This is a genomic window from Caballeronia sp. GAFFF1, from assembly GCF_023630705.1.
Taxonomy (GTDB): domain Bacteria; phylum Pseudomonadota; class Gammaproteobacteria; order Burkholderiales; family Burkholderiaceae; genus Caballeronia.
In genome coordinates, this window is record NZ_JALQEM010000028.1 from 133,919 (window position 1) to 147,939 (window position 14,021).

The following is a 14,021-nucleotide window of genomic DNA, read 5'->3' on the forward strand; positions in this document are numbered from 1 at the left end:
AATGCGCGGCCCTTGATTCGCCCGTCATGGCATTCGATGCAGCGTGAACATCGCGCGGCTTCCGGTTCGGGCCACGCAGCAAGCGGTGCCCGAGCGTCGCGCCGCTTCACTTTATTTCGTTTTGCGCTTCGGTCATTGTCCTGAATCAACTTTTGAAGCCGCGCCGGTCTTGCGAAACGGCGCTGTGTCGTGCTTGCCTCGCCGGACGTCCGGCAGCGTCTTTTCGGAGTCTTCAAAGTGGTGTCAATGAGAATCGGCATTTCGATGGCGAGCTACGAAGGGCAAAGCATCTGGTCCAACGGAATGGGCCAGAACATCGTCTTTCTCGCGGAACTGTTTCAGCGTCTGCCGTTCGTTTCGTCCGTCGTCCTGATCGATGTCGGCGCGCTTGCGGCCATGCCGCAGGACGTCGACGTGGCCGGCAACAAGCTGCGCGTGATCAACACTCGCGAGGCCACCGATGCCGTCGATGTCGTGATCGAACTGGGCGGCGCGCTCGATGTCGGCTGGCTCGACCTGATGCGCGCGCGCGGGCGCAAGGTCGTGTTCCATGTGGTGGGTCAGCCGTATCTCGGACTCGTGGAACCTGCCGTGTTCGAGAGGCCGAGCCACCTGTCGCGCCCCGACCGCTGCGACGAAGTCTGGCTGCTGTCGAAGGACGCGTCGTCCGCGCCGATCATGCGCACCCTGCATCGCTGCGACGTGTTCGAGGTGCCGTATATCTGGCATCCGCAGTTCTTGCAGGCGCGCATTGCGCATGTCGCGCAACACGGCTACCACTACGGTTACCGCACGCGGGCGGACGCGGGCGCGCAGGGGCTGCGCGTCGGGATCCTCGAACCGAACATTTCGGTGCAGAAAGCCTCGGCCATTCCCATGCTGATCTGCGAAGAGGCGTATCGCGCCGAGAGCGGCAGTGTCGCGTCCATGATCGCGCTCAACACCGTCCACATGAAGGAACACCCGACGCTTCTGCACATGGCGAATTCGCTCGACCTCGTGCGGGACCATCGCGCGCTTTTCGAGGGGCGGCACGATGTCGTGAGCTTCATGGCTATGCACGGCGACGCGATCGTGTCGCATCAATGGGCCAACGACCAGAATTATCTTTACCTCGATGCGCTGTACGGCGGCTATCCGCTCATCCACAACTCGCCGTGGCTTGCAGACGCGGGTTACTACTATCCCGACTTCGACGTTCAGGCGGGCGCGCGCCAGTTGTTGCGCGCGCTGCGCGAGCACGACGCCGCGCTCGACGATTACCGGGCGCGCGCCGCTCGCGTGATCGACGCTGTGCATCCGTTCAATCCGGCCAATCTCGACGCTTACGCGCATCGTCTGATGCATCTTTGGAACCGACCGAACGGGAGCGCCGCACGATGAGTTCCATCAACACCGCCAGCAAGAAAACGCCGCGCCGCCTGCGCGTGGGCGTGTCCGTGTATGTCCGCGCAGGCGGACAGTCGATGTTCGAGAGCGGCATTGCTCAGAACGCGCTGTTCCTCATCCAGCTGCTGGCACGCTCGCCGCGCGTGGACGCGGTGTACATCGTCGCGAGCGGCGACGGCACGCGCGAGGACGCGAAACGCTTCATGGCCGATGCACCCGCGCCGATCATCGAGCCGGAATCGGCGCTCGGCCGTCTGGATGTGATGATCGAACTGCACGCGCAGCTTCAGCGCGATTGGGTGCTCAGGTTTCGTGAGCGCGGCGGGAAGATCGTCTCGATGCGCGTCGGCAATGACTACGTGCTCGACATCGAGCGGATGATCTTCTCGTTGCCACCGGCGGGGCTCGTGCCGCAAGTGCCATACGATGCCGTATGGACGCTGCCCGAGTACGAAAAGTCGTGCAAGCCGTACTTTCAGGCGCTCGGCCGCGCGCCGGTCACCATCGTGCCGCACATCTGGAGCCCGATGCTTCTCGAACAGGATGCGCGCAATCTGCCCGATGGCCTCGCGTTCGGCTATCAGCCGGGCAAGCGGCGCTGGCGCATCGGCATCTTCGAACCGAACGTCTCGATGGTGAAGACGAGTTACGTGCCGCTGCTCAGTTGCGAGTGCGCGCATCGGGCCGACCCGAACGTGATCGACGCCGTGCGCGTCTACGGCACCGCCAAGCTGAAAGAGCAGCCGACGTTCGTCGAGTTCGCGCGCAGTCTCGACGTAGTCAGGCATAACCTCGCTTCGTTCGAAGCGCGCTTTCCGTTTGCGCAGATCGTGCCGCGCGAAGTCGATGCGGTCGTCAGTCATCACTGGGAGAACGCGCAGAATTATCTGTATTACGAGGCGCTTCACGGCGGCTATCCGCTGATCCACAACTCGCATCTCATCGGGGCGTGCGGCTACCGCTATCACGGTTTCGACTGCGAAGACGGCGGCCGCGCGCTGCGCACGGCGTTCGAGCAACACGACGCGAATCTGGATGCTTACCGGGCGACCGCGCAGGCGTTTCTGCGGACGCTCGACCCGCTGCATGAAGCCAACGTGCGCGCCTATTCGGACGCGCTCGACGCGCTCTTCGTGAAGCCTTGATGCAATCGCCCGCGCGCTAGCCGAATGCCGTCAGATCTTTCGGCGTCAGGCCATGCGCGCGGCAAAAACTCGCGTATCGTTCCCAGTCGCTGCGCCAGTTTTCCGTGGCGAGCGCGCGCCCGTTTTCGTCGACGAACACGAGTTCGCCGTGAATGATATTGAGCGTGATGATGTCCGGCGCGCCCGGCTGCGGCGCGACGGCTTCCGGCGTGTGACTCGACCCGGCGGTTTCATACACGATGCTGCCTGTCTCGGCGATCCAGTCGTGCTCGCGATACTTCCAGCGCCCTTGCACCGTATAGACGATGACCGTGCCGGTATGCCGGTGGCGCGGCATCGCGCCTTTCGCCGGCGCTTTCAATAGCGCGATAGTCTCGCCGCGAATCGCGTCCAGTTTGAAGTACTTCACCATCACATGTTCGCTGTAGGGCGTGAAGGGCACCCACGGCACGTCCGCGTCGTTGAGGCAGGCGGTCTGAATCTGTTCGAAAAACATGTCGGCTCCGTGGCTTTGGCGGACACATTGTAGGCACCGCCCGGCGCGCCGGACATCGGCCATTCGGACGACCCCTTCGTTCATGCCGAATCGCGCGGTATCTGCTATCGTCCACGCCATGCCGAACATCATCACTATTTCCAATCTCTCCAAGACCTACGCGTCGGGATTTTCCGCCCTCAAGGACGTGAACCTGGAGATCCGGCGCGGCGAAATTTTTGCGCTGCTCGGTCCGAACGGGGCGGGCAAGACGACGCTCATCTCCACCGTCTGCGGCATCGTGCGAGCGAGCCAAGGGCAGGTCACCGTCGCGGGTCACGATATCGTCACCGACTATCGCGCCGCCCGCGCGATGATCGGGCTCGTGCCGCAAGAACTCACGACCGACGCGTTCGAGACCGTGTGGGCCACCGTATCGTTCAGCCGGGGACTGTTCGGGCGCGCGCCGGATCCGGCGCACATCGAGCGTGTCTTGAAGTCACTGTCGCTGTGGAGCAAGAAGGACAACAAAATCATGACGCTCTCCGGCGGCATGAAACGGCGCGTCCTCATTGCCAAGGCGCTCTCGCATGAGCCGGACATTCTCTTTCTCGACGAGCCGACAGCCGGCGTCGATGTCGAACTGCGCCGCGATATGTGGAACCTCGTGCGGGCGCTGAAGGAGAAGGGCGTCACCATCATCCTGACGACGCATTACATCGAAGAAGCGGAGGAGATGGCCGACCGCATCGGCGTCATCAATCGCGGGGAGATCGTGCTCGTCGAAGAGAAAGCCGAGCTGATGCGCAAGCTCGGACAGAAAAATCTCACGCTGCAACTGGAGCAACCGCTCGCCGCCGTTCCCGCGCCGCTCGCGCCGTACGGTCTCACGCTGTCGGCGAGCGGCACGGAACTCACTTATACGTATGACGCGCACGACGAGCCGGGGCGCATTATCGCGCTCTTGCGCCATGTCGACGAAGCCGGCGTGCGCTTCAAGGATCTGCAAACGACGCAAAGCTCGCTGGAAGATATCTTCGTGAGCCTCGTCAGGGACGCCAAATGAATCTACACGCAGTTCGTGCAATCTACCGCTTCGAGACGGCGCGCGCCGGGCGCACGCTGATGCAAAGCATCGTGTCGCCGGTCATCTCCACATCGCTTTACTTCGTCGTGTTCGGCGCGGCCATCGGCACGCGCATTCCGCAAGTGGACGGCATCAGCTACGGCGCGTTCATCGTGCCGGGGCTCGTCATGTTGTCGCTGCTCACGCAGAGCATCGCGAATGCGTCGTTCGGCATCTACTTTCCGCGCTTCACCGGCACCATCTACGAACTGCTGTCCGCGCCGGTGTCGTATATGGAACTGGTCATCAGCTACGTCGGCGCGGCAGCTACGAAGTCGATTCTGCTCGGCCTCATCATTCTTGCGACAGCGCGGCTCTTCGTGCCGCTGCGCATCGACCATCCGGTCTGGATGATTCTGTTTCTTCTACTGACGTCCGTTACGTTCAGCCTGCTCGGTTTCATCATCGGGATATGGGCCGACGGCTTCGAGAAACTACAGATCATTCCGCTTCTGATCGTGACGCCGCTCACGTTTCTCGGCGGCAGCTTTTATTCGATCAATATCCTTCCGCCGTTCTGGAAGACGGTCGCGCTGTTCAATCCGGTCGTCTATCTCATCAGTGGATTCCGCTGGAGCTTTTATGGCCTCGCGGACGTGCAAGTCGGCACAAGCCTTGCGATGACGCTCGTGTTCCTGGCAATCTTCATCGCCATCGTCGCGTGGATCTTCAAGACCGGGTATCGACTGAAGGCTTAGCAAAGAGCGGCGCCACGCGACGGGAAAGAAGGAGGCGTTCATCCGATGAAAATCATCAGACGCACGAAACGAAATTTCCTCGGCGCGATGGCCGCGACGCTGGCGGGCGGCATTGCGCCGTGGCGGCAGGGAATGGCGGGCACGCGGACCGGCGCGATTGCTGAATTCGAGGTCGAACACAGCCGCACGCACTGGCGCCGGCGCTTGTCCGCGCGGCAGTATCGCGTGTTGCGGCGCGGGGCGACCGAGCCGCCGTTCTCCAGTCCGCTTCTCGAAGAAAGCAGGACGGGCACGTTCGCGTGCGCGGGCTGCGGATTGCCGCTGTTTTCATCGGACACCAAGTTCGACAGCGCGACCGGCTGGCCGAGCTTTTGGGTGCCGCTGGACGGCGCCGTATCGACGCACGCGAGCAGTGCGTCGATACCGTTGCCGAACGAAGTGCATTGCCGGCGTTGCGGCGGTCATTTGGGCCATGTGTTCGACGACGGCCCGAATCCGACGGGCCTGCGCTATTGCATCAACGGCGCGGCGCTCGTTTTTCAAACGACGTGAGATGCTGTCGGCGGCATCGCGAGGCGCGTTTCCTTTCGGCTATGCGCTGCTTCGCCAGCCGGGATAAGAAGTTCGTACTCCGTGACAATCGACAAGAGCCGCCGCGCGCCGGTGGCATATTAAGAAATATCTAGTGGCCGATGATCCGGCACTTCTTTAAGTTGTCGCTACTTCGTTGGCAGGGATCCCGCTCGCCGACGGAGGGCGTCCGTTCATTCCCGTGTCCGGACGTCGCGCTTTCCCTGAGCGCCGGACGCGCGGCATCGACGCGCGTCCACTTTCTCCCATCTACGCGGTCGCGGCCACCAGCCGCACGCGCGTAATCTCGGACGGCGCGCCGAGCCGTTTCGGCGGACCCCAGTATCCCGTCCCGCGACTCGTGTAGACCCAGAGCCCGTTGAACTTCACGAGTCCCGCGACGAACGGTTGCTGGAGGCGCACGAAGAAATTCCACGGCAGAAACTGGCCGCCGTGCGTGTGTCCCGAAAGCTGCAACGTGAAGCCCGCTTCCGCCGCCGCCGGCGCGCTGCGCGGCTGGTGCGCCAGCAAGACGCGCACGAGCGCATCGGGCGGTGCGCCGTCGAGCGCCTTTGCCGGATCGCTGCTGTGCGCGGGGTCGAAGCTGCCCGCGCTGTAATCGGTGACGCCGGCGATCACGGCCTGCGCGCCATCATGATCCACCACCACGTGCTGATTCAGCAGCACCGTCAGCCCGAGCCGACGAAATTCCGCGATCCACTTGTCCGCGCCCGAGTAATACTCGTGGTTGCCCGTCACGACATATGCGCCGTGCCGCGCGCTCAAGCCGGCGAGCGGGCGCGTGTGGTCCGCGAGATGCGGCACCGCGCCGTCGACGACATCGCCCGTCACCGCGATCAGGTCCGGCGCGAGGCCGTTCACCGCCGCGACGATGCGCTCCACGTACGGCCGCTTGATCGTCGGGCCGACGTGAATGTCGCTGATCTGCACGATGGTGAAGCCGTCGAGCGCGGCGGGCAGGTTGGCGATCGGCACGTCGACGGTCACGATCGGCGCCCGCTTGCGCGCGTTGTAGAAGCCGATCGCCGACAGGAGGATGGCCAATATCGGCACCGCGAGCGCGCTGTCGGCGACGAGCGCGGGTGAACCGATGGGCGCGCCGCGCAGCCAGTCGGCGAGATGCACGCACAGGAGCAGCACATCGCGCGCGAAGGTCAACAACAGCAGCGACGAGAAGAAGCCCATCGCGGTTAGGCCGCACCACGCGAGGCGGTCGGAAAGCGGCTGCGCCTCGATGTTGCGCGCCATCATCCCGAGTGGAATCAGAACCAGCGACGCGACGAGCCACGCGGCCGCGAGCACCTTGAGCGGCATGCCGACGGGCGCGGCGGGAATGAGCCGCCAGCCGACATAGACGTGAAACAAAACACCGACACCGATGAACCGGATGAAGAATGCGGAACGTCGCATAGCGCCCCTGTCGGGCCGGGTCGGCGCTCGTTGCGCTGCGCTCCGCCCCATGAAAGAAGGTTGGTGTGGATTCACAAGACGCGACGCAGACGGTCGCCATCAGGCAGCCGATTCTACCGGTTCGCCGGGAATCCCGCCTTGGGCGGTGGAAGTCGGTGCAGATGAGCGTCGGATCTACGATGTTGCACATTTGCTTCGGCGCGACCGACCTCCAGTGCTCAGGTCTCGTCGGCTCAGATTTCAGAGGCACCGTGCAAAAAACGCACAGCCGCAAAACGCGAAACTGGCAAGCATCGCCCGACTGGAGGAAGATGTGCGCCTTTCTGCTTTCGCGGCTGCGCGGCTTCGGAGCTTTGCGGCGCGCCGCCAGACTCATCTTTAGCAAGGGCTTCTTCCATGACGACCGTTTCGTCCGACTACCGCTACACCGAAATCGCCGATCTCGCCGACGACGCGCTCTCGCTGCGCGAGATTCGCCACGACATCCACCGGCATCCGGAGTTGTCGTACGAAGAGACGCGCACCGCTGCGCTCGTCGCCGCGAAGCTGACGGAGTGGGGCTGGCAGGTGACGCGCGGCGTCGGCGGCACGGGCGTCGTCGGCACGCTGAAGGCGGGCGACGGGACCAAAAGCATCGGCTTGCGCGCGGACATGGACGCGCTGCCGATTCTCGAGCAATCCGGTAAACCGTACGCGAGCGAAACGCCCGGGAAAATGCACGCGTGCGGTCACGACGGCCACACCACCATGCTGCTCGGCGCGGCCCGCCATCTCGCGCGCACGCGGCGCTTCAACGGCACGGTGCACCTGTACTTTCAGCCGGCAGAAGAGCACGGCGTGCCGAGCGGCGCGCAAAAGATGATCGAGGAGGGTCTCTTCGACCGCTTTCATTGCGATGCCGTGTTCGGCGTGCACAACCATCCGGGCGCGCAGCCGGGCACCTTCCTGTTCCGCAAGGGGCCGTTCATGGCGGCGGGCGATCAGGTGTCGATCGTGATCGAAGGCGTCGGCGGTCATGCGGCGCGGCCGCATCTGTCGGTCGATCCGGTGGTCGTCGCGGCGAGCATCGTGATGGCGCTTCAGACGATCGTCGCGCGCAACGTCGACCCGGCGCAGCCCGCCGTCGTGACGGTCGGCTCCATGCACGCGGGGACGGTCAACAACGTCATTCCGAACCGCGCGACGCTCGAACTGTCGGTGCGCTCGTTCAGCCCCGAGGTGCGCGCGCTGCTCAAGCGCCGCATTCAGGAACTGGTGGAGTCGCAGGCGGCGAGTTACGGCGCGAAGGCGACGGTGAAGTATCTCGAAGGCTATCCGGTCGTCGTCAATTCGGATGCGCAGACCGAGTTCGCGACGCAAGTGGCGCGCGAGCTGGTCGGCGAGGAAAACGTCGTCGCGCACGCCGATCTGCTGATGGGCAGCGAGGACTTTGCGTTCATGTTGCAGGAGCGGCCGGGCACGTTCCTGCGCATCGGCAACGGTGCGGGCGAGGACGGCTGCATGGTCCACAACCCGCATTACGACTTCAACGACAAGAATCTGCCGGTCGGCGCGGCGTACTGGGCGCGGCTCGTAGAGCGGTTTCTCGAAGCGTGAGCCGCCCGGCTGCCTGAAAACTACGCAGGCAGCCTGAAACTGCCGATCGCCTCGCGCAGCACGTCCACCTGATCCTTCAGCGAATGCGCGGCGGCGGCGGCTTCTTCGACGAGCGCCGCGTTTTGCTGCGTCACCTGATCCATCTCGACGACCGCGCGATTGACCTGTTCGATGCCCGCGCTTTGCTCGCGCGAGGCATCGCTGATTTCGTCGAGAATCTCGTTCACGCGGCGCACCGACTGCACGATCTCGCCCATCGTCGCGCCCGCGTTCGAGACGAGCGACGCGCCTTGCTGCACCGTCTGCGTCGACGTCTCGATCAGCGCCTTGATTTCCTTGGCCGCCGTCGCCGAGCGTTGCGCGAGGCTGCGCACTTCCGCTGCGACCACCGCGAAGCCGCGGCCCTGTTCGCCGGCGCGCGCCGCTTCCACCGCGGCGTTCAGCGCCAGAATGTTCGTCTGGAACGCGATGCCGTCGATCACGCCGATGATGTCGCCGATCTGCTGTGAACTCGCCGTGATGCGCGTCATTGTGTCGATGACTTCGCTGACCACGCCGCTGCCGCGCGTCGCCACGTCCGCCGCCTGTTCCGCGAGCCGCGCGGCTTGCGCTGCGCTTTGCGCGTTGTTCTTCACGTTGGCGGTCATTTCGTCCATGCTCGACGCCGTCTGCACGAGCGCGGCCGCCTGTTCCTCGGTGCGTTGCGAGAGGTCGGTGTTGCCCGCCGCGATTTCGGACGCGCCCACGTTGATGTTCTCGGTTCCGTTGCGCACGCGCGAGACGGTTTCGACGAGTCCGCGCTGCATTGTCGAAAGGGCGTGCAAAAGGCTCGTCGTGTCGTCCGGATGCACGTTCACGGCGGTCGTCAGATCGCCCTGCGCCATGCGGTGCGCGGCGCCCACTGCCCACTCCAGTTCGCCGCCGAGATTGCGTTTGATGCTGCGCACGACGACGAGCATCGCCACCGTCGCCGCCGCGCCGAGAAGCACCGTGACGAGCAGCCAGCGCAGGGCGCTCGCGTAGAAAGCGCTTTGCACGTCGTCCATGTACATGCCGGTCACGATGTACCAGTCCCACGGCGCAAACCGTTGCGAATACGAGAGTTTCGCGACCGGCTTGTCGTTGCCCGGCTTCGACCAGAGATAGTTCACGAAACCGCCGCCCGGCTGGTCGCCTGCCTTGACGATATCGACGAAAAGCCGCGTGCCCGCCGGATCGGTGTAGTTCGACATGTCCTGGCCGATCATCGCGGGCTTGATCGGGTGCATGACCATGGTCGGGTGCGAGTCGTTGATCGACAGATAACCGTCCGTGCCGTAACGGATCGCGGCGACCACGGCCAGCGCCTGTTTCTTGGCCTCGTCGTCGGTCATGGTCTTGTTGGCGGCGAGCGCGGCGTAGTGCGACACGATCGCGTGCGCCTCGCCGACGAGCGACTTCAATTGCTCCTTGCGGTCGTCGATCATCGACGCGCGGTTCTGCCACGCGCCGATCACGCCGATGGCGACCAGTCCGATCCACAGCACGGCGATCAGCGAGCCGAGCTTTTTGTTCAACGTCATTCTGTTCATAGGTGCGCCCGCAATGTCTTCGTTGGATTTACGTGTCTTCCACGAAGCGACGGCGCGCGCCGCCGCTCGTCTGCTTTACGGCAGGCGATGCGGCGGTTGTAGGGCGGGGATACCCGTAAAGCGAGGCTCGCGCGGCGGCTCAGAAACGCCGGATCGGGTCCTTGTCGGGCGGCGCGTCCGGATGCTGCGGCTCGTCCGGGCGATGCCCCGGCGAAGGCGGCGTGAGCGGATCGGCTTCCGGATCACGGTTCGGGTCCGCAATCGGGTCCGGAACGGGACTGGTCTGCAAGTCGAATTTCATGATGGTCCCCGAAAGAAGGTCACGAGGCATCGTACACGGCTGGCATGTGCAGCGTGAACGGACGGCCCGGATGCGCGTGCTCGACATCGGATAGTTCGGCGCGCGCGCGTCGCATGATCGTGTCGCTGGCGACAGCGCGCGGCTGCTCGGCGAGCACGATATGCGGCGTGCCGAGCGCGCGCGCGACCGCGACGGGCGAGGGCGCGGCGGCGTCGTCGGAGAGGAGAAGCTGCGCATCCGCGATCAGGCGCGGCAGCGTGCGCGGCCCGACCGCGCCCGCCAGAAAGAGCGCCGCCGTCTGCATCGCGCCGAGCACGCCGGCGGTGCGCTCGGGATCGGGCGCGTCGCCGACGATCGCGATCTGCCAGCCATCGGCGGCGAGCTGATCGGCGACTTCGGCGTATTGCTCGGCGCTCCACGCGGGCGTCGACATGTGGCTGCCCGGATGAATCAGCACCAGCCGCTCGCGCTCGATGCCGTGAAACGCGACGAGTTCGTCGTATGCCGCGTCCGACATGTCGCCCGACGGCGCGCGCGGCCCGGCGCTCGGCGCATCTGGGACGAGCGCGAGATCCGGTGAGAGCACGTCGGTCAGCTGGGACAACGGAAAAAGGGGATCGGCTCGCATTCTGACTCCTGCAAAGGGCGTGGCCGCGTGAGCGGACTGCGGGAGTGGTTCCAGCACGTCGCATGCCCAGTTGACCGTGCGCTGAGGCGCAGAGTCAAAGGAAAACCGCCGCTTCGCGTCGAGCGAGAGCGGCGGTTTTCGTTGCCGGAGGATGCGAGAAGGTCAGGTTTCGGTAGGACCGTCGTCGGCGGGCAAGACTTGCGGCGTGAAGGCGTCGGCGCGGCGGCGGATGCCGTCGATTTCGCCGGTCACGAAGGTGCGGTTGTCGGCGGCGAGCGCCTGCTGATACGACGCGCCTTCGGGCACGCGATGCAAGAGCGCGCGCAATTCGCCCTGCGTCGTCTGCTCGACGGGCTCGTAATCATAGAGGCCGAGCATGAGTTCGGCACGCTCGTGAAGCAGGAACAGGCACGAGGCGAACGCCGCGACCCCCAGCACTTCCTGCGCGCCGAAGCGGATTTCGCGCGGCAGCGGCGAAAAGGGCAGCCACGCGACGAGCGCCGCACCGACGACCGCCAGCGCGATAGTCGCGTTGAGCAGCCAGCCGGCGCGGGCGACGATGCGCTCGCGTTCGGTCCGCAACTGGCGCGCCGACTTTGGCACGAGCGCGGTCACGGAAAGTTGCGTCTGCAAGGCGTCGAGCGGGAGAGCGGCCATGAAAGTGTCTTGAAGAAAGCGCCCAAGCGGCGCGACACCGGTATAACGCTTTGCTTACACGGCCGTTGACCATGCTTTCGTCTTGTTGCGCTCTGTTTCCGGTTGTTGCAATTGACGTCAGCGCGTCGGGTCCTTTACCGGCGTGCGCACGGTGGCGGTGCCGTCGGCGATCTGCTGCGCGAACACGAGCGCCTCGACAATGGTTCCGAACACTTCCGCGCGGATTTTGTCGTCGGTCAGGCGCAGCAGATACGATGGATGATAGGTCGGCACGACAGTGCGCCCCTTGTGCTCGATCGTTTTGCCGAGATACTCGGAAAGCGCCGTGCGATGCCCGGTCAGCGCCTTGAGCGCCGTGGCCCCGAGCGCGACGACCACCTTCGGCCCGATGCGCGTTAGTTCTTCGTCGAGCCAGTGACGGCAGGCTTCGCGCTCGCGCTGCGACGGCGTGACGTGCAGCCGCTCGTTGTTCTGCCCGTGCGCGTCCCACTTGAAATGCTTCACCGCGTTGGTCAGATAAAGCGACTCGCGGTCGAGCTGTGCCTCGCGGATGGCCTCGTCGAGCAGTTTCCCCGCCGGACCGACGAACGGCTTGCCCTCGCGGTCTTCGTGATCGCCCGGCTGCTCGCCGACCAGCATGACGCGCGCGCCCGCCGGACCCGCGCCCGGCACGGCCTGCCTCGCGTTGCGCCAGAGCGAGCAGCGTTTGCACGCGTCAAGCGAGGGCGGCTCCTTCAGCGACGTGCCGTTGAGCGGCTCCAGATCCGTATTCAGCGCGACTTCCATGTCCGCCGGCACGTTGCACGGATGGCGGTCGCGCCGCGTGTAAGGATCGGCGCGGGCGATCAGCGCGGGATCGGCGCGCTTGTTCTCGGAGTTCTTCCAGTAGCGCACCGGCATGTGCGACGCCATTTCGGCGGCATTTTCCTGCGCCGGCGTGAAGGTGCTCTCGTAATACGCGAGCCACAATGCCTCGATGGCGTCGCCGCTCACCGCCTCGCCGCTCATGGCGTCCGGGCCCACGCCGAAGTCCATGGGTTTTTCCTCCGGCTCGCTCGTGCGGTCCACGCGCAGCAGGGCGCCGTCCCAGAACGCCGCGCCGTGCGGCGTGGCGATCATCCACGTGGCGCTGCCCATGCGCGTGGCGAAATACATGGCGGCGTGCTCCAGCAGGTCGTGCACCGGCTCGCACCAGCTAATGAACTCCGGCGGCCCGAGCGACGAATCACGGTGCCTGAAGCGCAGCGTCTTGCGCATTCTGGTTTCTTCCGCCTCCACGATTTCGATCATTCGAAGGAGCCGCTGCCCGTCTTCGTCTTCCGGCGATGCCACCGCGCGATCGCCCTGCGTCCAGCGCCACAGCACCTTGTAAAGAAACGGCCAGCGGTCCGGCGCGCGGTAACACGCCGCCGTTTCCAGCATGGCGAGAAATTCGCGGGCGATTTTCACCGGCTTCGGCGCATTCGGGTTCGCCGGGCCGCACGGCGAACCGACGGTGCCGAACACGGTTGCCGATGCGCTCGACTCCCGCCACAGCACGTCTTCCGGCGGCACGCCCTCCATGACGAGCGAGCGCGCAACGGTGCGCCATGCAGCGAACGACGGATCAAGAGTGACGCTTTTCATCGGAAACCGGAACCAGAAAAAGCCGAAAAGTACTGTATATCCATACAGTAATTCTAGCGATGGCTCCGGCCGGTAGGCAACCTTTTTAAGATGGTCGTGCCCTTTTGACGCTGCGGGCCGCGTGGAATCAGCCTTGCGGCAGATCGCCCGGCTGATCGACGTCGCGCAACACGTTCGGGTCGTCGACTTCCACCAAAAGCGGCGCCGCTGTCGCGAAGATGGCGCGCGCTCCGGCGTCGCCGTCGAGCGCGGCGAGCGTCGCGCGGTGCGCCAGGCCGAAGCCGACCGGATGCCCGCGCTGCCCGCGATACGTCGGCGCGACGAGCGCCGCGCCCGCATCCAGCGGCCGCGCGACGGCTTCGATCGTCGAGGGTTCGATCCACGGCATGTCGCCGAGCGCGACGATCCATCCTTCGGCTTCGGCCGTCGCGCGCACCGCGGCGGCGAGCGTCGCGCCCATGCCGCGCGCGGCGTCCGCGCTGAAGATCACGTTGCAGCCGGCTTCGTTGAGCACGTCAGCGAGCTTTTCGGCGCCCGGCCGCACGACCGCGACCACGTCGGACGCAACGGAAAGCAGCCGTCGCGCGGACTGGAACACGACCGGCGTCCCGCCGGGCAGCGTCGCAAGCAGCTTGTTTTGCAGGCCGGAAGGATCGAAGCGGGTGCCGAGGCCCGCCGCCAGCAGGATGCCGGTCGCAGTGGACGAGTAGCTCATCGCGCGGCTCGAAGGACAAGGAAAGCCGATTGTGCAGTGCGACGAGAGGCGGGGCAAGCGCGAAGAAATGCTGCGCCTTGAACCCCGCCGTGA

Annotated in this window: 14 protein-coding genes; 6 read left to right on the plus strand and 8 right to left on the minus strand. The window is 65.1% G+C overall.

The window, feature by feature from the left end; all coding sequences use genetic code 11:
• Positions 1-246 precede the first annotated feature (246 nt).
• Together NCR37_RS14275 and NCR37_RS14280 are read left to right on the plus strand one after the other, a co-directional pair.
• Entirely contained in the window at positions 247-1,383 is a 1,137-nt protein-coding gene (locus NCR37_RS14275) for a DUF2827 domain-containing protein (protein ID WP_250473537.1), read from the plus strand.
• Positions 1,380-2,534, plus strand: a complete 1,155-nt coding sequence (locus NCR37_RS14280) for a DUF2827 domain-containing protein (protein ID WP_250473538.1) — start codon at positions 1,380-1,382, stop codon at positions 2,532-2,534. Before NCR37_RS14275 ends, NCR37_RS14280 begins: the two co-directional genes overlap by 4 nt.
• A 16-nt stretch (positions 2,535-2,550) precedes the next feature.
• Here NCR37_RS14280 and NCR37_RS14285 read toward each other — a convergent pair whose 3' ends face one another.
• Positions 2,551-3,030, minus strand: coding sequence for a 2,4'-dihydroxyacetophenone dioxygenase family protein (locus NCR37_RS14285; RefSeq protein WP_250473539.1), 480 nt, complete (start codon positions 3,028-3,030; stop codon positions 2,551-2,553).
• Positions 3,031-3,112: 82 nt separating this feature from the next.
• Here NCR37_RS14285 and NCR37_RS14290 point away from each other — a divergent pair, with 82 nt between their 5' ends.
• Genes NCR37_RS14290 through msrB form a run of 3 tightly spaced genes read left to right on the plus strand, consistent with a single transcriptional unit; the run spans position 3,113 to position 5,385 of the window.
• The gene (locus NCR37_RS14290) at positions 3,113-4,075 is read left to right on the plus strand and encodes an ABC transporter ATP-binding protein (RefSeq protein WP_250473540.1); all 963 of its coding nucleotides are present in this window, start codon (positions 3,113-3,115) and stop codon (positions 4,073-4,075) included.
• On the plus strand, positions 4,072-4,833 hold the full coding sequence (locus tag NCR37_RS14295; protein WP_250473541.1) for an ABC transporter permease: 762 nt from the start codon (positions 4,072-4,074) through the stop codon (positions 4,831-4,833). The genes NCR37_RS14290 and NCR37_RS14295 overlap by 4 nt, the downstream gene beginning before the upstream one ends.
• Positions 4,834-4,878: 45 nt before the next feature.
• A complete protein-coding gene (msrB, locus tag NCR37_RS14300; RefSeq protein ID WP_250473542.1) occupies positions 4,879-5,385 on the plus strand; it encodes a peptide-methionine (R)-S-oxide reductase MsrB in 507 nt (168 codons plus the stop codon).
• Positions 5,386-5,673: 288 nt separating this feature from the next.
• Here msrB and NCR37_RS14305 read toward each other — a convergent pair whose 3' ends face one another.
• Complete coding sequence (locus tag NCR37_RS14305; RefSeq protein ID WP_250473543.1) at positions 5,674-6,834, minus strand: metallophosphoesterase; 1,161 nt, start codon at positions 6,832-6,834, stop codon at positions 5,674-5,676.
• A gap of 396 nt (positions 6,835-7,230) precedes the next feature.
• Here NCR37_RS14305 and NCR37_RS14310 point away from each other — a divergent pair, with 396 nt between their 5' ends.
• Entirely contained in the window at positions 7,231-8,430 is a 1,200-nt protein-coding gene (locus NCR37_RS14310) for a M20 aminoacylase family protein (RefSeq protein WP_250473544.1), read from the plus strand.
• A gap of 20 nt (positions 8,431-8,450) precedes the next feature.
• Here the strand turns inward: NCR37_RS14310 and NCR37_RS14315 are convergent, their stop codons facing one another.
• The 6 genes from NCR37_RS14315 to NCR37_RS14340 form a co-directional block, all read right to left on the minus strand.
• Positions 8,451-9,992: a methyl-accepting chemotaxis protein gene (locus NCR37_RS14315; RefSeq protein ID WP_250473545.1), complete on the minus strand. Its 1,542-nt coding sequence runs from the start codon at positions 9,990-9,992 to the stop codon at positions 8,451-8,453.
• Between the two features lie 148 nt (positions 9,993-10,140).
• Positions 10,141-10,302, minus strand: coding sequence for a hypothetical protein (locus NCR37_RS14320; RefSeq protein ID WP_244829287.1), 162 nt, complete (start codon positions 10,300-10,302; stop codon positions 10,141-10,143).
• 19 nt (positions 10,303-10,321) lie between these two features.
• Entirely contained in the window at positions 10,322-10,930 is a 609-nt protein-coding gene (locus NCR37_RS14325; RefSeq protein ID WP_250473546.1) for a glycosyltransferase family 9 protein, read from the minus strand.
• Between the two features lie 162 nt (positions 10,931-11,092).
• Entirely contained in the window at positions 11,093-11,587 is a 495-nt protein-coding gene (locus NCR37_RS14330; RefSeq protein ID WP_250473547.1) for a hypothetical protein, read from the minus strand.
• A gap of 117 nt (positions 11,588-11,704) precedes the next feature.
• Positions 11,705-13,213, minus strand: coding sequence for a UdgX family uracil-DNA binding protein (locus NCR37_RS14335; protein ID WP_250473548.1), 1,509 nt, complete (start codon positions 13,211-13,213; stop codon positions 11,705-11,707).
• A 127-nt stretch (positions 13,214-13,340) separates the two neighbouring features.
• Positions 13,341-13,928: a nucleotidyltransferase family protein gene (locus tag NCR37_RS14340; RefSeq protein WP_250473549.1), complete on the minus strand. Its 588-nt coding sequence runs from the start codon at positions 13,926-13,928 to the stop codon at positions 13,341-13,343.
• Positions 13,929-14,021: the final 93 nt, after the last annotated feature.